This window comes from Burkholderia sp. MSMB1498 (genome assembly GCF_001526245.1).
In the GTDB taxonomy this organism is placed as follows: Bacteria; Pseudomonadota; Gammaproteobacteria; order Burkholderiales; family Burkholderiaceae; genus Burkholderia; species Burkholderia savannae.
The window spans coordinates 1-23,811 of record NZ_LOYJ01000018.1 but is presented as its reverse complement, the minus strand read 5'-3'; the positions used below and the strand labels follow the sequence as shown (position 1 = coordinate 23,811).

20 protein-coding genes are annotated in these 23,811 nt (G+C 60.5%); 2 read left to right on the top strand and 18 right to left on the bottom strand.

Going from position 1 to position 23,811, the window contains the following annotated elements; genetic code table 11:
- Positions 1–27: 27 nt before the first annotated feature.
- The 16 genes from WS91_RS37165 to WS91_RS04460 all read right to left on the bottom strand — a co-directional run bounded on the left by WS91_RS37165 (position 28) and on the right by WS91_RS04460 (position 18,341).
- Positions 28–795 (bottom strand): hypothetical protein, encoded by a 768-nt coding sequence (locus tag WS91_RS37165; RefSeq protein ID WP_414734399.1) that lies wholly within the window; start codon positions 793–795, stop codon positions 28–30.
- A 35-nt stretch (positions 796–830) separates the two neighbouring features.
- Positions 831–2,033: a hypothetical protein gene (locus tag WS91_RS04530; protein WP_059669829.1), complete on the bottom strand. Its 1,203-nt coding sequence runs from the start codon at positions 2,031–2,033 to the stop codon at positions 831–833.
- 9 nt (positions 2,034–2,042) lie between these two features.
- The gene (locus tag WS91_RS04525) at positions 2,043–2,636 is read right to left on the bottom strand and encodes a type 4 pilus major pilin (RefSeq protein ID WP_059584053.1); all 594 of its coding nucleotides are present in this window, start codon (positions 2,634–2,636) and stop codon (positions 2,043–2,045) included.
- Between the two features lie 11 nt (positions 2,637–2,647).
- Entirely contained in the window at positions 2,648–3,781 is a 1,134-nt protein-coding gene (locus tag WS91_RS04520; protein WP_059669828.1) for a hypothetical protein, read from the bottom strand.
- A complete protein-coding gene (locus WS91_RS04515) occupies positions 3,778–6,084 on the bottom strand; it encodes an ATPase, T2SS/T4P/T4SS family (protein WP_059669827.1) in 2,307 nt (768 codons plus the stop codon). Before WS91_RS04515 ends, WS91_RS04520 begins: the two co-directional genes overlap by 4 nt.
- Positions 6,081–6,659, bottom strand: a complete 579-nt coding sequence (locus WS91_RS04510; RefSeq protein ID WP_059584061.1) for a hypothetical protein — start codon at positions 6,657–6,659, stop codon at positions 6,081–6,083. Before WS91_RS04510 ends, WS91_RS04515 begins: the two co-directional genes overlap by 4 nt.
- Complete coding sequence (locus WS91_RS04505; protein ID WP_059584063.1) at positions 6,646–7,968, bottom strand: hypothetical protein; 1,323 nt, start codon at positions 7,966–7,968, stop codon at positions 6,646–6,648. The genes WS91_RS04510 and WS91_RS04505 overlap by 14 nt, the downstream gene beginning before the upstream one ends.
- Before the next feature lie 3 nt (positions 7,969–7,971).
- On the bottom strand, positions 7,972–9,576 hold the full coding sequence (locus tag WS91_RS04500; protein ID WP_059584065.1) for a hypothetical protein: 1,605 nt from the start codon (positions 9,574–9,576) through the stop codon (positions 7,972–7,974).
- 32 nt (positions 9,577–9,608) lie between these two features.
- Positions 9,609–10,160 (bottom strand): toxin co-regulated pilus biosynthesis Q family protein, encoded by a 552-nt coding sequence (locus WS91_RS04495; protein WP_059669826.1) that lies wholly within the window; start codon positions 10,158–10,160, stop codon positions 9,609–9,611.
- Between the two features lie 2 nt (positions 10,161–10,162).
- Positions 10,163–10,588, bottom strand: a complete 426-nt coding sequence (locus WS91_RS04490) for a lytic transglycosylase domain-containing protein (protein WP_059584067.1) — start codon at positions 10,586–10,588, stop codon at positions 10,163–10,165.
- Positions 10,585–11,850: a hypothetical protein gene (locus WS91_RS04485; RefSeq protein WP_059669825.1), complete on the bottom strand. Its 1,266-nt coding sequence runs from the start codon at positions 11,848–11,850 to the stop codon at positions 10,585–10,587. The genes WS91_RS04490 and WS91_RS04485 overlap by 4 nt, the downstream gene beginning before the upstream one ends.
- On the bottom strand, positions 11,847–12,623 hold the full coding sequence (locus tag WS91_RS04480) for a transglycosylase SLT domain-containing protein (protein WP_059584079.1): 777 nt from the start codon (positions 12,621–12,623) through the stop codon (positions 11,847–11,849). Before WS91_RS04480 ends, WS91_RS04485 begins: the two co-directional genes overlap by 4 nt.
- 26 nt (positions 12,624–12,649) lie before the next feature.
- Positions 12,650–13,924, bottom strand: a complete 1,275-nt coding sequence (locus tag WS91_RS04475) for a TrbI/VirB10 family protein (protein ID WP_059669824.1) — start codon at positions 13,922–13,924, stop codon at positions 12,650–12,652.
- Between the two features lie 7 nt (positions 13,925–13,931).
- Positions 13,932–14,807 carry a TrbG/VirB9 family P-type conjugative transfer protein gene (locus WS91_RS04470; protein WP_059669823.1) on the bottom strand — a complete coding sequence of 292 codons (876 nt, stop codon included), beginning with the start codon at positions 14,805–14,807 and terminating at the stop codon, positions 13,932–13,934.
- Positions 14,804–15,520 (bottom strand): type IV secretion system protein, encoded by a 717-nt coding sequence (locus WS91_RS04465; protein WP_059584073.1) that lies wholly within the window; start codon positions 15,518–15,520, stop codon positions 14,804–14,806. Before WS91_RS04465 ends, WS91_RS04470 begins: the two co-directional genes overlap by 4 nt.
- A 1,423-nt stretch (positions 15,521–16,943) precedes the next feature.
- Entirely contained in the window at positions 16,944–18,341 is a 1,398-nt protein-coding gene (locus tag WS91_RS04460) for a replication initiation protein (protein ID WP_059669822.1), read from the bottom strand.
- An 809-nt stretch (positions 18,342–19,150) separates the two neighbouring features.
- Between WS91_RS04460 and WS91_RS04455 the strand changes: the two genes are divergently transcribed.
- Both WS91_RS04455 and WS91_RS04450 read left to right on the top strand, forming a co-directional pair.
- Positions 19,151–20,359: an AAA family ATPase gene (locus WS91_RS04455; protein WP_059584082.1), complete on the top strand. Its 1,209-nt coding sequence runs from the start codon at positions 19,151–19,153 to the stop codon at positions 20,357–20,359.
- Entirely contained in the window at positions 20,356–21,330 is a 975-nt protein-coding gene (locus tag WS91_RS04450) for a ParB/RepB/Spo0J family partition protein (protein ID WP_059669857.1), read from the top strand. Before WS91_RS04455 ends, WS91_RS04450 begins: the two co-directional genes overlap by 4 nt.
- A gap of 509 nt (positions 21,331–21,839) precedes the next feature.
- Here WS91_RS04450 and WS91_RS37160 read toward each other — a convergent pair.
- Entirely contained in the window at positions 21,840–22,532 is a 693-nt protein-coding gene (locus tag WS91_RS37160; protein ID WP_231751973.1) for a tyrosine-type recombinase/integrase, read from the bottom strand.
- Positions 22,477–23,811 (bottom strand): phage integrase family protein (locus tag WS91_RS37155; protein WP_331458318.1); only part of this gene is annotated, 1,335 nt, incomplete at its 5' end. The genes WS91_RS37155 and WS91_RS37160, both read right to left, overlap by 56 nt.

Genomic DNA, 23,811 nt, shown 5'->3' with positions numbered 1-23,811 from the left:
AGGGGCTTTTTTTGTTTTCCCTGTGGCTTACCGCCCGCCTTGCTTACCGCAGGTCGACTGACTTCCCGCACCAGGCACGTTTGGTACAGGAACGCGCGGATTAGCGGGGTCTTGCCCAAGGTTGCCGTTGAGCGGAGGCATAACGCTTACACCATCGATCCGCGAAGGATCAAGATCCCACGTGTTGCCGTACTGCTTGTTGTAGAACCGGCCCTTCGAATCGATCAGCGTCTCTAAGACCGGCCAGCCCCCGCCCTGATACTGGTAATACTCCACCGACCCATCCGAGTACACCTTCTTATTGACCGTCACTTGAATCGATCCTCGAAAGTCCGTCGGTGCAAAAATCAGATTGCATGGAGCAAGCTGAAAAACTGCCGTCGCTTGGATCAACTGACGAGCTGGTGGAGCGGTCGGCTGACAACGTTGCCCCACCCAGCTCCAGCCGTTCCAGTTCGGTGCAGCGACTTCGTCGTAGCCCGGAGGGCACGACGGCCGTGCTTGGTAGCTGCATTGTGGATCGGACCAGCGCGCTCCCTGCCACACTGACGCTGCCACAGTCGTCCAACCAGGGCCGCCCTGGCACTGCGGCTGCGGAATCGCGCCGTTACGTAGCGGAACGGCGCACGTCGAATCCTGATAGCCCGGCGTACACGGGATCGGCGCACACATCGCCCGCATTCCGATGTACTGGCCAGCCCGGTCGTAGAACGGATACATCCGGGGCGCAAATCCCGATTGGCAGCCGCCTTCGGCAAAAGCGCTCGTCACCCCGAGCAACAGCAAGGTTCCCAAGGCCCATCCTCCCCATCTCTTCACGTCCCACACCCCTAGTATGTACAGTAGGTTTCCACCACGGCCGAGCCGCTGATGCCATTGCCGTTCCCGTCCGTGATCCAGACGGTCCACGGTCCACTACCCGACGCAGAGACGTTGACCGTCGCCGTTGGGTTGACGTAGAAGGAGACCGGGCTGAATACGATCTGCGGCGTCCCTCCTCCAGCGCAGCTCGGCGCGGGAACACCCCAGCCGTTCTGAACCATGAAATAGCCGTGCCGAAGCGCCGGACCACCGATCGGCAACCAAACGTGGTCCTGGCACGACAACCATTGCCCGCGCCCATCACTGTTCTGTGCGGCCGCGCCGTTCTCAGGACATGACGTCCGCGGCGTCGCGATCGCGCCCGGCGTGATCGTCTGTGTGGCATGCAGTTGCCCATTCACCGTACTGTCGCCTGTCGAAATCGGCGCAGGCGCATCACCCACCGCGTTCTGTACGACCAACGTTCCCGGCGTCCGCACCGCGTTGCTTACTGCCACGTTCGACGCGGCCAGCGTCGGCGCGGCGATCGTGCCGGTCGCGTCGATGTTGCGAACGTTGTGCAGGTCGACACCGTTGACGTCCTGACTGCCCGTCCATTTCAGTGAGCCGTCGCGCCGGATAAACACGGAGTTCCCGTCCGACGACGGGCCGTTCGTTGCCATCACGACGCCCGCCGGCGCGCCCGGCACAGGATTAGTGGCCGCCCACGCCCCGTTGAGGCCGCGCACCGTGGTCGAATTTTGGGTCGTGGAGAACCCGAATCCATTCCCGGCCGCCTGAGCCACGATGCCGGCACCGGCAACGTCCGGTTGACCGAACCTGGTCACCGGCTGCGACGAATAGAAGACGTAGCTCACCTTGCACGACGTCGTGCCGGTCGCACAGTTGTCCGGGCCGACGTTCATCTGGATCATGTAGCTACCGCCCCAGAACGGCCCGGCCGCGTAGTCCGCCTTCAAATACCCGCCGGCACGCAGTTCGGCGAACGTCGGTGGCGTGACGGACGTGGACTTTCCCCCGACCATCTGCTCCACCAGCATGCCGTACTTGTCCGTCACCCAGTTCGACAACGCGGCATTGATCACCGCCTGGTTTTTCCCCTCGACGCTCAGCACGTCCTGCCGACGCTTCTCGACGTCACGCTGAATGCCTTGCAGCGTTATGAGCGCCGCAGCGACCAGCACGATCACGACTTCAATGATGCTGAGCATCGTCGGTCCTTAATTGTCTTTGGTCGCGTACAGGATGACGCTGGCGATCGCGCCCGCCGACGCGCACGCCGTCGCTGCCGCGCTCGAATTAAACGTCGTCGCCGGGCCGGAGATCGTCGTGTTGTTCACCTTGACCTGCGTGTACGCCTCCGAAATCGAATCCGCCGAGAGCGCGCAGACCGTTGCCGGAACCGGGTACGTCACCGCGACCGCATCATTTGTCGCGGTCACGGTCGCCGGGGCCGCCGTAACGGCCCCGCCGAAAATGCCCGTCAGCGCACCGGACGTCTTGTTCAGGCGACGGCCGGCGGTGTCGAACGCACGGTTCTGCGTAAGCGTCAGCATCGTGACGCCCGAGAAGTCAATTTCGCCGGAGGTTGCGTCCTGAATCCCGCTGCGGAAGTACTGCGCCTCGCTCTTGAACTGCATTGCGTGGATGCGGTCCATCACGTAACCCCGGCCCATGTAGACGACCAGCGCGATCAACGCGGCAGCCGCCATTACGCCCGCGGCTTCAACCAGCGACAGCTCCCCCTTTTGTTTGTGACGTCCCTTGCCGATGTACGGATGCTTCTGCAGTTCAGGCTTGTTGATCTTGTTCAAGTCAGTGGCTCCTAGAATTTTTGGTTGAGAGAGGTAGACGCGCCATCGAATGCGACGGCCCCCGTTGCGAAGTAAGAACCCAGGCCGAACACAAGGAACATCAGGACTGCACCGGCCAGCAACACGTAGTGAGTGACCTTCGCGTTGCGGCGCACCGCCTCGACCACCCGCGTGAGCGAGTGCTGACCAAGATCCTTGATGGACTCGACGAACTGATCACGCCCTGCAGCATCGGTCATGATGTCGATGGTGGTTTCCGAGAAGATGCCGGTGTCGAGCGCATGCATCGGCTTGTCAGGATTGGCCGTCAGCCGCGCGCTCATCTTCCGGAGGTGCCAACGCATCCATGGGTCGGCCGACTTCGCGAGCTTGTCCAGAGTGGCGCGCAGTGTCAGACCGGAATCGAACAGACCGGCCAGCGATACGATTAGCAGCGCCGCACGAAGGTCGCGGCGATTGCGCCACATCAGCGGCATCGCATCGACTCGGTTCCGGAACTCGCCCGTCCACCGCTTCAGTGTTTGGAGATAGCCGACCACCATCCCTCCGACGACGGAACTCGTCAGCCACCAGTAGTCGGCACAAAACGTGTCGAAGGCGTAGATGAACTGGCCAAAGGCCGACCATCTTTCGAGCGGCTGCACGTCCAGTGTCGCCGGCAAAATCTCCGAGCCGAACAGCACGCAGAACGCATAGAGATAGACGATCAGGAAGACGGGATACGCCATCTGCATCGATGTCGTCGCAGACAGCACGCCCTTCGCGTTCGCCGCCATCTCCGCGAGTTCGAGACCGCGGATCGCTGCATCGTCGCGCGGCGATTGGCCTGCCAGTTCAAGCAGCACGAATTCGTCGTTCGGGATAAACGACTTGATCGCGGTCGCGAAATCGTCGCCGGCGCGCATGCGCTGCGCGATCTTCTGGAACACCGGCCATGTAAGGTTCTTGCGCGAACGATGACGAGTCTCGAGTGTCGTTAGTCGCTCGAGCAACGTTTCGCTGTTGCGCAAACCCTTCTTGGCAACGTCGAGACGCGTTTCGCGATAGAACATTTCGCGCATCGCACGGAACCGCAACGTTGCCACGCGCAGTCGCTCATTCGCCGGGAGCATCATGAACACCGAGTAGACGAGCGACTTGATCACGACGGAATCACCCCATCCGAATCCGGCGCCACGCGGTATGCATCGAACGCGCACATGGACTCATCGATAAACCGCGGATCGATGAGTCCGCGCGAGGCCTTGTACAACGCGTGCTCATAGACAGTCTTGCCGGTCATGTCGGCATCGGCGAAGTCGCTCTTGCGACTGGTTCGCCATAAATGCTCCGCACCGCGCCAGTCACGCGCTGAAACGCGCTCGAGGAACTCGGGAGTCGGGCGGTAAAGCTCCATCGCCAGCGTCTGCCCCTTGATGCCGGCCGCCACCTTTCCCGAACGGGTGAACAGGCCCGGGCGACGGCAATGCTCGCAACCGTCCTCGTCCCGGCAAGCCATGGTGGACGTGTCCAGACCGAACTTGCGCTCCAGCGTCGCAATCTGTCCTGGCGACAGCACGTCGCGGGCCGGCCGCTTGCAGTGGGGGCAAAGAACCGGGATCAGCTTCTGGTTGCCGACCGCGTTCAGGAAACTGCCCGAGGCCACCTCATCCATCGGCAGTTTCAGTCGGCCACCGACCAGTCGCATCACAGCACCGAGGATGCTATTGCCGTGCAGCGTGGTGCGTACCGGATGCCCGGTCAGCGCGAGTTCGGCGACCAGACCTGCCAACACCGAATCGCGGACTTCGCCGATCGTCAGGTCGTCGGGGTCCATCCGCATCAGCGTGCGAATCACTTCGACGATCTTGCGATTCGCGTCCTCTTCGGTCTCACCCGGGCGGCGCTGAATCGAAATATCGGAAAGCCAAGGCGCGGGTACCTCGGATGGCTCGTTGACCGCGAACTGCTTGATGCGATCGCGATTCGGCACGAGGTACGACATCGCTCGCAGCAACGTCGTCTTCGCCGATCCAGTCTCCCCGGTCAGGAAAGTGGCGCCGCCCGTCACTTTTCCGAGACTATCGAGGATCTCCAGCTGGCTCGCCTCGAGCCCCATCTCGTGCGGAAGCAGTACCTTCACATGCTTGAAGTTGCCGTCGAGCAAACGGAGCGCGACATCGAACCCGCCAACAAGGGGTGTGCTCTGCCAGCGGATATTGAGGAGATCCATATGCGCTACGAGCGGGATCATCGCGGACTGCGGCGCCGTCGGCTGGAACGTTTCGCCTGAGTTCGTGTTGCGTTGAACGAGATCCTGATAGGCGGCCGACAACGCACGGCGCACCAGCGCCTTGGGCATTTTTCGATACGAGTACAGGTCGCCGTCGACGCGCAAACGCAGCTCGACATCGTCGGCAAACTCCCGATATTCCCAATGCACGTCGCCAGCCCCGTACGCTTTCGCTGCTTCGATCACGTCACGGAAGGCCCCGATCGCGCGAGATGACTCTGGTACGGTTGTCGAGGCGCGCTGCTTCTCCTTGCTGTAAAGCGCCGCGATGACGTCCTCGTCCGCGACCATCTCTTCATGCACGGAAATGTCCGCGCGCGCGAGGTCCTTCAGATAGGTCGCGTACAACTGGCTTTCGTGGAAACGCTGCGTCGATACCACGATCGAGATACCGGCCTGCAGTTCGACGGCGATGAATTCGCGGCGAGCCAATTCGGTCACGGCAAGCGCCGCGCTTTCCTCGCGTTGGCACAACACGCGCTTGAAAGTCAGCGAGTCGGCATGCACCAGGCGCGGTCGTCCCGTCTCGATCGACACGTCCGGTGCCTCGGTCACATCCATGCCGATGCGTCGCACCGTCGGCGACTCGTCGTAATCGGCAGGCCGGTGCAAAGCGGATTCACTTTCCTGCACGGCGTCCGCAGCAGGCGGTTCGGTCGGTTCTGTCACGCGCGTTGACCCATGCTCCGGGTCAGCCGCTCGCTCGGCCCACATGCCCGCTTCGGGTTCCGATGAAGGCACTGTATCCGCCCGCACATCGACGGTCGAGGTGGCCGTATCGGACTCAGCGGGAATACGCAGACCGCTCGCTTCCATCTTGGGAGATCCGCAGGACGGCGAGACGTCCTTGTCTGCGACACGATGCGAACCGATTGCCTCGTCGAATACCGCGACGTCCTCTATTTCCTCCTGCGCGCGGCGTAGCATCATGCCCATCGTCATCGGATGGCCCTGATTCGTCTGGCGGGGATTCACCGGCTTGCTCGCCGTTTTGAAACGGGGCTCGCGCGGACCGTCGACTGCAACTGTCGGTTCACCGCCGTCTACCGGCTCCCGCCCGACAATCGGCACCGCGCCTGACGAGCTATCGGTGAACCCGGCCTTGAACGCCTTGAGTCGGCCAAGTAGACCGCGCTTCGCCGGTTCCCGTGATTCCATATCCGCGAAGAGACTCATTGGCCCCCCCCAAGCGGAACGCCCCGTAGCGGTGCGCCCGCTGGGAGAGGCGAAGCCAGATCCACGAGGGAGCGGATTGCGTTCGTCGCCGGCGACTGGATCGGTGCGGAACCGCGAATCGGCTCCTTCCAAACTCGCTTTCCTTCGACCACCGTCACCGCATAGCCGTCGACGCCTTTGACGCTCCAGCCGTTGAGCAGCGTCGCGCCGACTCGCGCCGGGTAGATTGCATCCCGGTACGAATACAGGACGTGTGCGCCAGTTTCATCGTTGAATGCGCCGAGAAAAGTGACCGGGTCTCCATGCGCGCGTGGCTGGCGCACCGGCTTCTCGAGCGGCTGCGGAGCAACGTCGGCAGTAACGCTGCTGGCGGCAATCCCCGGTTGCAGTTGCGTCATGGCGCCAGGCGGCAGCATGCCGTTACCGACCGCGCCCCCGCTCAGTTGACGGGCGATGTTCGCGCGCGCCAGCTGGTCAATATCGTCGATCGACAGGCTGGCGCCGACGGGGCCGGCATGAGCGGACGCGGCAATACCAACACCCGCCGCGATGAGTGCGTGCTTAATCGAAAACATAGTATTTTCCCTTCGCGGTGAAGTGGACGCCATACGGCGAGTCGCCCGTTTCCTTGTCGGTGGTCGCGCCCGCGCCGTCATTAAGTCGCAGTTCGACCTTCAGCGATTCGAGCGCCATGTTCGGCGGCAGCTTGGCGAGCAATGGCGACTGCCAGCGGAAGCCTTCGATCGTCCAGTCGCCCTGCTTGAGGAGTCGCCCTACATGACCACCCGCCCCCGGCGGAGCGATGAGCGGCCGCGCCTCGGCAAGCGTGACCGTGTAGCCGTAGGCGCGAAGCTCAAGGGGCTGGACTGACATCCGTTGCGGCGGCGTCTGCAGCATGTCGATGAAGGCCTGTTCGGCAGGCCAGTTTTTCGATTCGCTTTCCATGAGCGATGCCGCCTTCGGAATGGTGGGTCCCCGCGACGCCAGCGTGCGTCCATCGCGCGCGAACGTCACCGGCCGCATATCCGCCGTCGCAGCCTGATCGAAACCGGAGAAGGAGCCGCCGTGCCGCCGGAACGTCATCGTGCAGAACCCCGAGGCAGGACAGTTCGCCTCATGGAACACCCAGCCTTTGATCACGGTTTCCTTGCCACCGACGGCCGTAAGCAGTGCAGGGCCGAGCTCAGACGCGCGCGGCTGCATGCGCGCGAAGACATCACGGACCGCGACCGCATACTGCTCGGCAAAGGTCGGCGCGCGTGGTGGGGGCGGCGGCGGAGAAAGAACGTCCAGCAGCTTCGGGACGCCAAAAAACGCGCCGACCACGATTGCGGCTACCGGAATGAAGGTCGGCACGGACATCGGAAGTTTTGCGATGCGTCCGACCTTGCGGTTCGCCAGCAACTCGCTCGCCTGAAACGGTTCGTCGACGTCGCCGATCCGATCGCCCGTGCCGAGCGTGTCGAGCCTCAGATTCCCCTTCAGGCATTCCTGCTCGATCTCAAGACGCCGTGCCAGCGCCGCCTCAGGCGACAAGACTTCATCATTGCGCACGGCGCCACGGACCACATACACCACATAGACGCGCTGGCCGTCCTGCAGCAGGACCAACGCTGCGTCGCGTCCCTTGATGCGGTCGTGGAGCGCCACGCGTGCGGCGCCCGAGTACAGGCGTGTGCCCTTTACTTCCGGCGCGTCAGGCATCGCAAAACCGCCGATCAGGTCGGTGCCGACTTTGAACTCAACGTAGTGGGTCGCGCCGAATGTATCGGCGTAACGCCGCCGCTCGGCCTTACCCCCCTTCACCGGGTAGGCCCGCCAGTCAATGCCAAAAACAAGCCGCGCGCGCTTGTCAGTTGGCAGGGGTTCCGTGATATGCATCATCGATCACATCGACGGAACGACCGTCGCCTTCAGCATGATGATCTGGAACGTCTTCGCCTTGTTCCAGCTACCCGTGATGCCGGCGATGCCGGTATTCGTCGTGCTATCGGCCTGGTCGGTGATCGCGCCATACAGTACGATGGTCTGCCCGTCCGACAGTGCGATCGTCTGATCGTCCTTCGTACCGATCGTATGTGCCAGCTGGATTTGTTGCTGGGTCTGACCAGACCCAGCGCCCGCGCTCGTGAACGGACCGTTCAGCTTCGAGCTATCCGCCCAATATGCGAGGACGATCTGGTTGTGGTCGTTGACTGCCGGCAGAACGTTCACGAAGTCGCCCGTCGTGATCGTGCCCGGTGTCAGACCCGGCACACCGCCGGACGTCGCCGTCAGCGAGCCGGACGACGGCGTGGTCGAGCGCAGGTAGTCATCGCTCTTGAACGACGCCACCGAGACCGGCAGGCCGTTGAGCGTCATCTTGGTCATCGTGTTGTCCTGCACGGTGCGGCCGTACTGGTTCAGCGCATTCACGACCGCGTTGGTGCCGGAGAACGGTGCATCCGGGCGCAACACAGATACACCGACCGCCCCGCCGCCCGAGGCAAGCGATGTCGGCGATGTAAAGCTGATCGCATACCGCGCGAGGCCCGCGTGCATCGCGTTGAACACGACATCCGCGTTCATTCCCGCTTGACTGCCCTTGTTCAGCGCGATCTGGATCGTGCGAACCGTAATCGCCACTTGACGCGTCGAGATCGCGTTCTCGTGCTTGAGCAGCTTGCCGATGTTGTCTGCCGCCTCCTTGGTGTCGTGCACCATCACGAGACGGCTCTGCGGATTGATGCTGACGCGGCCCATCGGCGAGCGCAGCTTCTCGATTTCGGCGGTGATCGCGGCGATCTGATCGAAATCGCCTTCCCGGCCGGTCGATGTCTGCGCTGAGAACGAGCCGGTGTTCCCGCCCGAGCTACCACCGCTACCGCTGCCCGACTGGTTGCCGGTCGACGTATCCATTCCCTTGCTCATCGTCGACTTGATCGACACCTTGCCGGGAATCGCCGCGATCTGGTACATCCGAGTGACAAACCGGGACACGTTGATCGTGCTGCCGTCAAATGACCAGTCGAGGCCTAGGTCGGTCGTCATGTTCTTCATGTACATGCCGGCCCGGCCCGTGAACGCTTGCCGATAGATCGGCTCTTCGGATCGCGCAGCGCCGTTCTGCCCCTTCGACTCGGTTTGTCCGGGGACCAACGAATCGCGCGGCACGAACACGTCGGGGCTCAGGTGCACGGGGTAGCCCGTCGCCGTCGAGACGAGCGTGGCGATCTGCTTGATCCCAAGATTCGCAGGGAGCGTGATCGTCTTCTCACGGAATGCAGCCGGCAACGTCGCTTCATAGGCGAGCGGCACTAGGCGATCTCCGAGGAACGCGGTCGGCACGTCCTCGACTAGTGCCATCGGTACAGGTCCCTTCCCTAATGCATCCGATATCGTGCGATGTGCGGCGTCGTAGCTGTCGTTCACGTCCTGTTGCGTCACGGCGCAGCCACCGGCCATCACGGCGCTCGCCATCGCGACGGCCGATTTCAATAGGTGAACACGCATGGTTCTCAGCAAAAGGTCAACACGCATGGTTCTCAGTCCTGGCAGTTGCCCGCGCGGGCTATCACGCGGATGACGTTGTTCGAATGGCGGCACGCGCGCGTCGGCGTGCGCATGTGGTTCGTCGCCTTCATTACCTGCTGAAGGACGGAAGTGAAACCCCCCGTGAACGTCGCGTTGAACTCCAGCGGGAGGTCGTCGTCGATCTTCCACGCGAGTTGCCATCCCTGCTGTTGCAGCCAGCGATCGAGTGCATCACGAAGATTCACGTCCGCCGGCGTCACGGAGAAAGTCAGCGTGACGCTCGCCGCCTGCGTGCCTATCCCCGGTAGAACAACCGGGGCAACGGCAGTAGACAGCGCAGTTGCCGTGACGCCCGCTGACGCCGGCACCACAGGCGCGGCCGCCTTCGGACTGTCTGCGGCCGCCGGCACCGCCTTCGGCATCGCAGCGAGCACCTGCCAACCGTCTGTGTCGACAGCGCTCACGGCAAGATCGGGTGACGCGTGCACCGCGACAGCCAACACAGCCAGAGCCCCCGCAACGACGGCACGCACGCGCGCCTGATTCGAATTTGTCTTCTGCATGGTTACCGGCCCTGTTGCATGTAGCGGCGATAAATCGCACTGGCGTAGACGAGTTGCTTGGACGGCGTGACTGCGTTATACGCGCCGACCGCCTTCCAGGTCGGTCCAAAGCGGCGTACGTTCGATGCGAGAATCCACGCTCCAACGTACGCGCTGACGCAGCCGTTATAGAGGTGCTCGCGACGGATGCCGTAACGCGCGAGCGTCGGGAGCCACGACGTGTTGATCTGCATGAGCCCGATGTCTTCACTGCCGTTTTTGTTCCGGTTCACGGCATAGGTGCTCATGCTTGATTCGTATTCCGCAATCACACGCAGCAACCGCGGATTCACGCGATGGAAGGCAGCTGCGTCATCGATGCAGTCTGCCTGGCACGGCAGCGCGATGACCGCCAACAAAATGGCAACGATCGATCCGATGAACTTCACAACGTCGGCCCTCCGCTCGTCTGCAGTGTTGCGTCCGGCGTTTCGCGGTAGACGACTTCCTTTCGCCGCTTCACCTGGGTCGTATTGCCGTCTGCCGTCACCGTAAACTGGTCGGCGGTGCCCTCGAACATGAAGTAGCGTCCCTTCTGCTCTCCGATGCCCAGGTTCCGCGCATCCGTCACGCCGACGCGGACGACCGAGTCAGCAAACTTGAAGTACGTGCGCCCTTCTCGATCGAATACCGCCTCGAGCTTCGCGCGGTTCGCCTGATCGAAGTCGTAGACCGTTCTTACTTCGCGCGTCACCTCAACGCGGTTCGTCGCATCGGCGACAATGAAGCGCCCCGCGCGATCGATCGTCATCACGCTTTTGACATCATCCCAGCTCGTGCGCAGCGTTTTGCCGTCCGCCGTCTTAAACGTGACGGTTTTGGCCGGCTTCGACGTGAAACGGATTTGCATATGTGTGTCGTCACCGTCCCGGATCGCCTGCGCGCCAAAGTGTTCGGCCAGCCTCGATACCAGCGCAGGTTCCGCATTGACGCGCGCGACGACGCTATTCGGACCAGCCTCATCGATACCTCGCTCGTTCGACGCATAGTTCAGCGCGGCAGACTTTGGAGGATCGCGATGCAACCGGACGTGACGCGCGCCGAAGTCGACATCCGCGTACAGCCCTGTGTGCGTCATCAAACGATCGAGCGCCTGCATCCAGTTCTCGCCGTCGCGCGTGCCAAACAGTTCGGGGGTCGTCAGGTCGACATCCTTCTGCGCCGATCCTGTCCAGCCCTGCGGGACAAGTGACTTCACGACTTTACCGACCGGAAGCGACACGTGAAGCGCGCGCACCGGCGCGAGCGCCGAGCGAGTGCCAATCATCACCAGACGGTTCGTGAAGCCGTCGAACCCGGCCGGCAGATCGTCCTTCATCGCTGCCAACGCACCCGACCCGCCGATGAAAGTGTTGGCCTTCTTCCAGCGCGCAGTCGCCGAGTGTGCGCCAACCTTGTACGTGATTGACACCGGCGTTCCTTCGACGACCACATACGGACCTTCGGTATGCCCGCCCTCGGCGACGATGACCTGGCCCGCGCGCGGCTGGATATAGGTCTTCGCTCCGTCGTTGAAGATCAATGCCGGCCGTTCGGCGATGCCGCCCAGGATGTCGTAGTCGAAGTCGAACGGATCAGTGTTCGCCGCAGACGCGGCCGTAATCACGATCGCCGACAGGGCGCACGCAAGTAACTTGGTCGTGTGCTTCACAGGCCTGCCTCGATCATGGAGAGATGTCGGACGAACCGTGCGAGGTACGTGCGACCGGGTTTGGGATTTGCGCTGTGGTAGTAGGCAATTGCCTTCGCGACCGAGTCGGTCCGCGCGAAGTTCTCGGTGAGGATCGCTTCCGCGACCGCGACGTTGGTGGCGGGTGCGAGCGCATCCCACGCTGACGCAAAGCGTTTGCCGTGGTAGCACCAGTTCACCTGCATGAGGCCGACGTCGAAATTGCAGCGCCCGCGCGCAAGCAACGTCTCGATTGCCTTGTAGGCTTCTTCTCGCGACTTGAAGAAGTAGCCCTGACCCGCGACATTCAGCGTCCACGGCCACGCGCGGCCACGGTAGTTCGACTCGTTCAGCGCAATGCCTGCGAGGATCTTCGGATCGACGTTGATGTGCAGCAACTCGAACGGCGCGACCGCGCGAGAGCACGCCCATCCGCCACGACGTTCAGCGAGTGCCGCCTGCGCGCCGTCATCCAGCACGGGCGGCTGCAGCCAGCCGCGCTCGATGAAAAGTTCATCCAGCGCGACATCGCGTCCATCGACCGTGACCGTGATGCCCGCTTCACGTGAACTGCGTACGGTCTGTCCGATCAGCGGTGACGCCCATTCGATGAATGCATCAAGGCCGCAGTGATAGACCGGCTTGCCGGGCAGCAGCGCGACCTGACGCGTCGCGCCGTCTTGAATGACAACACTCACCGGGCTGATCACCTGCGCAATGACCGCCGACTGCGCGTGTGCGCTCGCCATCCCCATTGCGGCGAGGAGAATCGCACGCTTGGTCACCGTGGCCCCCTGTACGGCTCGAGTACCAAGTCGCGATTGATCTTCATCATGAAATGCCGCTCGCCCGGCTTCGATTTGATGGTCGGCGGGATGTTCTTGTAGCGGTCGAGCACCGACTGCGCCGTTTGCGCGGCAATTTGCCCACCCGTGCTACCTACTTGGGTGACACCAAGCGGGCCGGTCGTCGTGCTCTGATCGCTATTGCTGAAGGTGCGAACCAGAATGGCGGTCAGAAACGAGGTCGAGTAGATCTTCCAGAAGTGGTTGTTCACGTCACCACTGAAGCCGGCCGTGCCATCGCCGTCGGCGCCTTGTGCACCATACAGCGGTACGTGCTTGCCGTTCGGCAGACGCATTTCCGCGCCGGCGACGAGAATCGACTCCTGTCCCGGCTGAATGTCCGAGCTGTAGGGTGCAACGATAGTGGTGCCCCACGGAATCATCAGGCACCGACCATCGCCGTTGTTCGCGTACACATCGGTCTCGACGGTCAGCGACGCGGTGCCAGGACGGTCCGAGTTGAGCGCCTCGTTCGAGAGAACCGGAATCTTCGCCGGTGGCGACAGCGTGCAGCCGTGCGACTGGCCAACAAAGCCGGTTCGCGCGAAATCTTTGTCGCCTTCGTTCAACTGGGCTACGTCCCGCATGAATGCGTTGTCGCGCTGCTGGGTGGTCATGGACCCGGCTGCCTGCCCCCCCCTCGCAGCCAGTGTCGCTTGTGCGGTCGCCTCCTTCATCGCGGCATCCTGAGCAGCCGCCTGCTGGAGCAGCATCTGTTGCGGCGAGATGACGCCGTTCGGCAGTTGCGGTTGCTGCGGCTGGGCGTCCTTGACCTTCAAGCTTAGACGAAAGATCGGCGAAGCATAAATATTGTCCTCGTCGTTCTCGGCTTTGAGTTGTGCCGTGTTTGCGCTCGGCATCAATGCGTCGGCTGACAGCGTCGGTTTCTTCGCATTCGCTGCGGCCGCAGCGCTCGCAGCCGCAGCGACTTCCGCTGCTCGCCGACGTGCTTCGGCCTGTTGTTGCTCGATGATCTTGTCGACATCCGCTTTGTCAGCATTGCTCTTGTCAACCGCTTCGGCTGCACGTTCGCGTTTCGCCTTCAGCGCCTCTGCTTCTGCCTTGTTGGCTTCGACGGTCTGCGTGTAAAAGCCGAGCGTGCCTATCGCAATCGCGGCTATCGAGCCAATCACGATCATGACGTTGCGGGGCACCTTGCCCTTCAGCAAGGTCTTTTCTTGCGGACTGGTCGGATCGGTTTGCTTTGCCATACCGTCCTCAGAATCCGAACAGGCCACGACGGCCGCGGGTGATCGTCACTTCCTCGCCCGGCCGGGTGAGCTTGATCTCATCTGCCAATCGCTGGATGACGATGTACGGGCCGCGGCGGATAAAGTTCGGGCTGACGATATCGCCGCCGTCCTTGATGGTCGGCACGGCAAACGGCGTGCGCGGAGGCATCCGAATCCAGATGAAGGTACCGTCGTCGAAAACGGTCTCGGGCTTGAGCGAGCTGGTCCCTGACACTGTGTATTCGAAGTTCAGTTTGTCGGGCGACACGCCGATCGGACCGGAATCCGAATGACTCGTGTGGTCTGCGTCGCGATCGTCGTCCGGCGCATTGCCGCGCGCGCGTACCTTCGACATCAGCGAGTTCGGGTAGTTGAAGCGCACGTTCTGATAGAACAGTCCGCCCTGCGGCGACGAGACGAGCGTCAGCTCGTACTCGCGCCTGTTCGTGCTTAGGTGCAGCGTGTTCACGAGCCCCGGTTTGATGGGCTTCACGTACACATGGTTAGCACCGTCGGTGTCGAGGATCCATTGCTTAGAATCGCCCATCGCCGGCTCGCTAATCAGACTCTCCCCCCGCTCCAGCTCGATCGTCGTGAGCTTCAGCGGCGCCGTCATCACGCGGAAAATCTGGTCCCGGCTGTACTGAAACACGGCCATACGCGCGTCGCCCGGCATGGTGATCGGATCGGTGCCCGAGTTGTACGGGTTCACCGGGCTCATCGCATCGCCGATGATGCTGCCGACGTCGAAGTTCGGGATCGGTGCGATCGGAATGGCGGCAGTCTTCGCGGCGAATGCATTGGCTGATGCCGCGATCAACGCGAGCGCAATCCAGGTCACAACGGAACGTGGTCGTTTCATGCGCCAGTCTTCTGCAGGGTGAAGAACGGGTAGTAGAGGCCGTACGGATTCGTGCCCAGCACGTCTTCGGCAGTTGGGGGAATGATCTGGTAGCGCATCGTCAACGCGAAACGGATGTCGACAGGTTTGTCAGTTGGCGATTGCCGCGTCGATGTCGTGAACTCGACCACGACGGTCGAATCCTCCAGCAGCGAAACGTTGGTCACCTTCGGCTCGCGAACCAGCTTCGGATTGGTCGTGATCTGGTCAAACGGCTTGTCGTCGCTGATCCATGTTGCAAACTGATTCTTCGCGTTGCCGACCATCTTGGCCTTGACCGCGTTGACGTTCTTGGCGAGCCGGGAAGTTCGGATATCGTCGGTGAGCACCGGCTCGATCGTGAACCAGTGCTCGACGTCCTGTTTGATCGCCGTGCGCTTCGCCTGGTCGTCGGGGTTGTATGCGGCCAGTTGCTTGACCAGCGGATTACCGCCAGCATCTGACGAAACGCCATACGACTTCACGACCGAGGGTGGTGGTTGCCGGGTGTAGACGGCGCCGCCGGCGATGATCGCGAGGACGAAGCAGAAGGTTTTCCAGTGATTGGCTTCGACGCGCAGACGCGTCCCCTGATCGAAGATGATCTTTTCGGGGTCCTCATTCGAGTAGTGGCCGGGCGCTGGCGACAGCGCGACCTGCTTCTTGCTACGGGGAAAGAGTCTGGGGAATTGCATCACGGAGTTCCAATTGGTCCGGGACAATTGGAACAGCCGAGGTGACAACGGCACTTGGGAAAAGAGCCATCATTTCAGGGACCTTTTCGCGACGGAAGAAAGAGCAACAACGCCGACCGCGAGCGCTCAACCGGTTGTGGGGGAATTAGGAGAAAGCTACCCGATAATCATGAGCTTTCTAGTCTTGCATTTCCGACCACGACGATAGAATTGGCTCGCTGATCGTTGCACGCGTTGCACACACTACGGAGGGCGGCACGCGAAGGTAAGCGCTCCAACTGCTTCGTAAAAACAAGGACTTGCGACCTATCATCGTTCGAGACTTACCGGCTGCCCCCTTCAACCGGTTGTGCGGCATTTTTCAGAAATAGCAACAATTTATCGCCAACGCGCGGCCGCTTCTATGACACATTCCGATTCCTGCAAAAGTCCGTTCGCTGGGAGAACTCAGGCACCTCACGACCGTTTGATCGCGATCGCGCGACATAATGAACTTCGCCGGACCGATTCCCCTCCGGTTGTGTTGGGTGGATTTTATCGTGAGCAGCTCGATCACGAGCTTTGGCCCAGTCAAGCAAAACTCGCTGCGGACCTCAATGTATCGAAGGCCATCGTCACACGATCGATACAGGCATCCCTGCTTCCTACCGAGGTCGTAGCATCGTTCGGCGGTCCAGATCGTGTCTCATTCCGTACAGCGGAAACAGTAACGATGTTGATCCGCGAACTTGGACGTGAGGTTGTCATCCGGAGAGCGTTAGCAGTGCCAATCGCGACCGCTCCAGCGAAGGTGAAATCGATACTATGCACCGGTGTCGCCCGAGTGGAGGATGGTCTCGCACTACGGTTGTCGCCAGGAGCAAGCGGTCGGCACATCCGAATCGACTCGCCGGATATTCAACGCGTTATCCCTCACCTTGCCATCATAGAAGACTTAGTCAACGCACTCCTTCCTTTAGTGCTTGGACGGTCTCGCTAGGTGCTTTGGATCACGCAATGGTGGCCAAGCTCGCGGAGCAAAGCCCGACGTCCGCGGATCAATGAATGACATATTCCGACCCAAGCAATTGGGCGCGACGGTAGCGTTTTCCGCCCCGCTGAAGATCATCCATGACGCTGCATCGTCACCCTTTATGCATGTGGCGCTCTGGAACGGTGACGTTTCCGACCTCACGTGCGGGCGCGTGATGTGACATTTTCCGTCCCCTGGATTTGGCTAGGCTGTAGCTCGACGGTCACCGGGGTTCCCATGCCGCACTAATTTGAAAAGCGAAGTTTTCAGACCCGGTGCTGGTCTAAAACACGGCGTCAATCTACTACAGGTCCAATTCCGGGGGACATCTGGACGGCGCACGACGCAAACCACACTTTCTAGGTCGGAAAATGTCACCTTTGAGCGGTGACGTCGAGTTGCGTCATCCCGTTACCTGGCTCGCGCTCGCGCACCCGATCCTTTTGCCTTCGACTTGGTCTTGTTGAAGACAAACCGCGCGAAGTCGCCAACAAGGTCGACATCTCCGAGTACCGTTACCTCATCGACGTCGTCGGGATTCAACTTCAAACGGCGCAACATGATCTTTCCGCCCGATGACGAAAGGTACGTGCGCAACCATTCATCTTTCTGCCTCTGCTCGGCAGCTTCGTACTGTGCGCGGCCGGAGCGTGCCTCTTCTCGCATACGGTCTTGCGCGCTTGATTCCTGAGCAGCCGTGTGAAGCGCCGCAATCGATTGCGCCTTGACCCTATCGTCTTGGTCACGCTGCTCAGCTAACGCTAGGGTCTGTTGAACGGTGATCATTTCCCGCTCTGCGTCCGAGACGACCCACCCCCCCTTCAACGCCTTCATAAAGAAGCCCGCGGGGCTCTTGGAGACCTTTCCGAGTTTCAAGCTAAACCGGGTTCGCTCGATCGCTTGATGGATACGATCGTCAGTATATGTGCCGCGATTGGCGCCGATCTGGTTCAGTTGATCACCCGACAGGCCGAACTCTTGCTTCAAGATGCGATAGATCTCTTGGGCCTCCTCATATGTGTGGAGAACCCGTTCAGCGACGTCCTTGCGAGCGATCCGGAATCGTAGTCTCCCAATCTTGCGCGACCCCGGTTCATTCCTTGTTTCGTACTCCAACGTAATGTCGGATAGCTCGTTGATTTGTTTGACGGCAGGTTCAAGCCAGTCCCGCTTGAAATATTTGAAGACTAGCGCGTTAGCGCCCATTTCTCCCTGCCAGCCGCGAAGTTCATCGAGAGTGAGCCAGTCCGTGCTCCCGTCATCAGCAAACGGAAGCAGATGGTCATACATGACCCGCGCGTAGCTTAGAGTGAAGAGCGATGTGATCCGCAAACTGAGCCAATGGGACTTGCCGGGCCCCCGGATGATCGAGATAAGGTCCGTGGGGATACGAAACTGGAAACGCCCACTTTGGAACGATACTCGCCCGATCAGCTGCACTGACCCAAACGGTTTTTCGCCATCCGGCGTCGGCCCCGTGGTGGCTTGAACCAGTGCCTTTTGCGCTTCGGTGATGACTTGCTCCAAATGCGCATTGTTCCGACTTGAATACCGCATCAGCCATTTGAAGTAATCGAGTTCGACGTCATACAAGTCGTGAACACGATCTTCCTGAGCGACGATGAAGTATGCAGCATCGATCAACCGCCGCGCCGCAACACCAAGGTCTACGATCCGGATGAGAATATTCTTTCGCGCGAATCCAACATCGGAACGAGCTGCGTCAACCGCTAACCCTTCGGCAGTGGCATCTTCGAATAGCGCCAACGCGAGTTGCCTCGACGTTGCAAGTTGACCCGCTTCGGCCATTCGGTTGCCGCCCCATGTCGTATGTGCAGATGGGCGGTAGAGTATGCGCGCTATAGTGACCTGTCAACACAGATCACCTCACCTTAGCGATCAACCGGCACAAGCTTCCTCACCTTCGGCGACAAATCACCTCACCTTTCCGCCCAAACACCTCACCTTGGGCGCCGTTTTACCTCACCTTTGTGGAGAAAAGATCTCACCTTTCGGACCAATTCACAGCACCTCCAGCACATTCCGCCTCACCTTTCGGCTATTAAGCCATTGTTTTTAAACGACTTGCTTCGTCCTGTTGGTTGTTGGTTGGTTTATGTTTTAAATAAAAACAGACCACAGGATGCTGCTAGCGTCTGCAGGGAATTAGGGCCAAACCTGCCAAGAGGTGCTGACGCCGGGTCGAAAATTGGGGTTCCAGACTCGTGGCGGATGCAATTCTCGTTCCGTTGAGGGCAAAACTGTGTTGGATCTATGCTGCGAAAGGTGAGGTTTTTTGTGTAGCTCTGCCGGAAGCGTGTGATTTGGGCACGTAGCTTTTTCTCAAAGGTGAGGTGTTTTGTGCAACCGCCGAAGGTCAAAAGCTCAATTGAAATCGGACCGCTTGGTCCTATTGGTACGTCGGGAGGTCGGCTAGATGGGAGCAGGCGCGAAGTCGGCGTGTATTCGGGCTGAGGTCGCCTCAGCTTCTTTGTCGTACTCGGGTACGAATTCGCTGGCTATTGCTGGAGGCGCCGCGTATTCTACGGTTTTGTGAGAATGCACATCAAAACCGTAGAAACATTCTCTTGGCGTTTGTCGCGGAGGTTCTAGACACAATGAAATTGAGTGAGCTGCCTGAGATTGACCGACGTGTGAATCTTCCAAAGCTCGGTGAGTTTGCCGATCGATTGGCTGTTATGACCAATGAGCTGCGGGATCAGATTCTTGCACCCCGGCCGCGGAAAACTGCGCCGGTTTTCACGACTTCTGAACTGGCGGAACTATGCGGTATCGATCGCGCAAAGGTCCACTATGAAGCTTCGAAGGAAGGTGGAACATTGCCGCCGGGCGTTGCTAATGGGACAGGACGTACCAGGCTCTTCTCGCTCGCCGAGGTTCGAACCTGGGTCCAACAGGTATCGGACATTTACCAGACGCCCCTCGTAACCGGGACTCGGGATCATGAAGGGAAAGTTCTGACCATCGCAAACTTTAAGGGAGGGTCTACCAAGACTACGATGACGATGTGCATCGCACAAGGTTTGAGTCTTCGTGGCCGAAAGGTGCTGGTGATCGATCTAGATCCTCAGGCCTCCCTTTCGGAGCTCTGCGGCCTTTACGCTGAAAAAGATGTAACGGAAGACGATACCGTTCTTCCGTACATCTTCGACCAGAACGTCGAGGGCGGGCTCGGGGCAGTTATCCAGTCGACTTACTGGGATGGCATTGACCTTATTCCGGCGCATAACTTTCTGCATCACGCGGAGTACTTCCTTCCGGCAATGCAAAAGTCGAAGCCGAACTATCAATTCTGGTCGGTCCTTCGTCAAGGCCTCGAGCCCCTACGGAAGCACTACGACTACATTGTTCTCGATACGGCTCCGTCGCTGTCGTACATGACCTTGAACGGGTTAATGGCGGCGGACTCGATGGTGATGCCTCTGGTTCCAGAGAGCCTTGATTTTATTTCGTCGGTATCTTTCTGGTCGCTGTTCGCGGACGTTGCACAAGGATTTGCCGCACATGAGGTCGAGAAGACATATGACTTCGTCTCTGTTGTGCTCTCGAAGGTCGACTACGGTGTAACTTCGTCTGCTCCGGTTGTACGGTCGTGGGCGCAGCGCGCGTACGGTGACTGGTTGCACACAACGGAGATTCCGGCGAGTTCGGTGATGAGTAACGGGGCGCTGGCATTCTCTACTGTGTTCGATCTTAGTCGATCGGACAGTGTAGCCAAGACGGTTGCGAGAGTTCGACAGCCGCTGATGGACTACTGTCGTTGGATTGACGACTCGTACGTTGAGGAATGGAGGAAGAGGAAATGAGCAGCATCCGCGAAAAAATGATGGCCAAAACCGCGGAGTTGCGTTCCGCAAAAGACATTGACCTGAATCCGGATCGGAAGCCAACGGCTCCACGGACTGGGCCTGGAATGGCAAGCGCGCTCGCCAGCGCGCAGGAGCGAATTGCTGAGTTGGAGAAGGCTGCGGCCGCGTCCGCACCAACTGAAGTGCGGGTTGCAGATATTCGCCCGAACCCATGGCAACCGCGTCGAGTTTTCAATGAAGGAAAATTGAATGAGCTCGCATCGAGCATTCGTGCTAGCGGGCTTATTCAGCCGATTGTTGTCCGTCCTGTTTCGGATGGATACGAGATCGTTGCGGGCGAACGGCGATGGCGTGCTCACCGGCTCATTGGGAAGGGGTCGATTCGGGTCGTCCAGGTCGAGATCTCAGACCAAGACATGGCCATGCTTGCGTTGGCCGAGAACATCGTTCGTGATGGCTTGAGTGACTACGAGATCTCCTTGTCGATTCGGCAGACTGAGAAGGAGTTTCCGAACCGGAGCCAGATGGCATCGGCGCTTGGTATGGCTCGATCGGATTTGTATCGGCTCTTGTCGTTTGCGGATCTTCCAGATTTCATCATCAAGGATCTCGACCTGCAGCCCAACCTTTTAGGTGCGACGGCCGCAGAGACCGTCGTATCAGTCTTGAAAAAGCATGGCGATGTCGCCATTGCTGCCGCGAGGACCCATTGGGCCGATGTTGTATCTGGCGAATTGGACCAGACGAGGTTTGGTCGGAATATCAAATTGACTGTAGAAAGTGGGGGCAAACCGGCATCGGTTCGCGACAGGAGCATCGAGAAGATTTTTGCGGGCAAGAATCAGGCTGGATCGATCACCAAGGATTCCAGTGGCTTCACGGTTAAGATCAAGCCGGGGATGTTGGGCGTTCAGCAGGAGGAGCGAATTCGAAACCTGCTTGCCGAGCTATTCGGCACTACGGGCTAAAGCCCACTGCCATGAGCCCGCTAGATGCGGGCTTTTTTGTCGCGGTTTGTGAAGCGATACCAGTCGATGTCCCACTGTCCCAAGTTGGGACAGTGGTGGGTGGGTCCACATCCCGTCCCAGGTGTCCCAACTTGGGACACAATTGCCCGGTCCAAATGTTGACGCTGCACGGGCACGCCCCCGCGAGCCCCTCAGGCTGGCAAGCCCTATATACTGATTTTTCTACTTTTCGCCGAGCGCGACGCGTGGCTGATATCTCGAAGTCCAGGATTTTCTGGGAGATATCAAGTCGGCAAGATAGAAGTCGAAGATTATCTGGGAGTTTGGAGGTATAGGCTCAGGAATCCCGGACTTAATCTGGGAGAATTTGTCAGTCAGCATGGCCTTCAGGCCACTGAGCCGCTTAACCCTGGTTAGCGCTTCAAGTGAGCACGGCTTGGGCCGCCGCAGTTTCACGCAGCAGTCTGTTCAGGCGGCCATCTGGGCGCCAGTGGCACGGCACATCTAGATCACAGTCTGTTGCGTTGCTTTGTAGCCAATCTTAGGAAGGTTTCTGCTTCCTGGTACTGCCGGCCAAGTTCCGCCGTGGCGTAGATTGACGTGGTGTCGAGGGAGTCGTGGCCCGCGAAATTGCGCGCACTCTCAAGGCTCATTCCATTGGCAAGCGCATGTGACACGAACGTGTGTCGCAGCCAGTGCGGACTGGCCGTACTGAAGGCCCGCGCATGCGGCGAGTCCTCGCCCAGCGCTGCGGTGGTCGCCGTCGCGAAAAACTGCTTGATCGTCTTGTAGAGCTGATGCGGATGGATCGGCCCAGTCTGGCGCGCCCGATTCGCGAGCTCCGCTTCAGTATCGGATTCGCTTGCGTTCTCGGCCCGGCGGATTTGGTCGACCTCTGCGTTGGACAGAAGCGCCGGTATCAGCGGGGTCCCCGCCGGGCAGGCGAGGGGGTCGCGCGGGAGCCCGCGGGATTCCAAGTAGTCGCCCAACAACTTCAGCATCGCCGGCACCAACGGTACGAACCGCTCTTTCGCGCGCTTGCCCACGACCCGTAACAGTCGAATAGTCCCCAGTTCAGGACCGGCGTAGCGCTCCTGTACATCGTCTGTGAAGGCGCCGCACAACTCGGCTCGGCGAAGGCCCGTGCTATACGCAAAACCGAGGACGAAGCGCGTTCGGGCCGCGGCGACTGTGTCGGGCATTGTGTCGAGTACATGCATGGCGAAGAGCCAGGCGTCCGTGGTCAGGCCGCGCTCGATTTGCAGGCGGGACTTCGCGGCAACACGCCGTTCGTTGCCGGCGGAATCGTGCGTGTATCCGCTGAACACGCGGATTTTCGCGAACGCGTTGTGGTCCATCCAGATACTGCGCATCGACCAATTCGGCGAAGAATTTCTTGGTCGCGGACAACGCGCCCTGACGGCTCTTGACCGACAGCGGGCCGCGGAAAGGACGCCATTCGAGGGCGTCCCGGGGTGCGGTGCCGGCCATAACCCATTGGGCTGCAGGCTGCGGATCGACCAGGAAGCCGTTGATGTAGTCGCGCGCATCGTCCGTGTCGAGGCTCGACTGTGGCTTGCGCTTCACGAAGATCGCCCATAACAGTAGCCGTTCAGCTTCGGTGCGGTAGCGTGCCCGGGTGTGGGGATTCTCGTAGTCCGCGAGCCAGAACTCGATTGCCTCGCGGTCGTTGTTGGCGCGGCTGTTGTTCTTCAGCAGATTGCGATGCGCGCCCCGTGACCCGTCGAGCTCGGGCGGCAGCAAAAAGCGCTCGAGTGGCACGATCGCGGTGACGGGCCCCGCCGTGAGCGTCGGGCGCGATAGCGTGCGCTCGGACGGGTGTGTTATCGCGCCGGCGGTCAGCCGCAGGCCGGCGACATCCTCGTAGTGGGCGAGCCAGGCGGTAATGCGCCGGGCGCCGACTTCACAGGGGCGCGGGACGCGCCGATACCAGCGGTAGCCGACCGAGTTGATGGTCTCGACTAACTTACCGATCGTAGTGAGTCCGACGTCGGACAGGCGCAGCGCGACGGCGGTGTCGAACCAGCCGAGTACGTGATGGTCGGGCTTCGGATCCTCGACGACGAGGCGCGAGAGCGCGTCGAGGGCGGCCATTTGCCGGGCACGCAGGCGGGCGTTGCGCTGCTGTCGACGCAAGGTCGCGCCGGAGCCGGCGTCCGCGCCCGTTTGCTGTGCGGCGAACAGCTCGCGCAGCTCCTTTGCTGTATAGAAGCCGTCTGGATCGTGCTGGGCGGCAAAGTCCTCCAGCGACGGCGCGGCTGGCCGGATCGCGAGCAGCCGGACGGTCGCAAAGTCCTGGCGCTTGCGGGCCGCGACGACAAACGAGGTCACCAGCCAGCTGCACGTTGCGGCGGCTTTGCGTGCGTCGCGACCGAATTCGAGGGGTAATCCTCCCGTCCAGTAGGTGGGATCAGAAGTAGAATTTCCAGCAAAGGGAGTTCTACGCAATGAAGAAGTCGA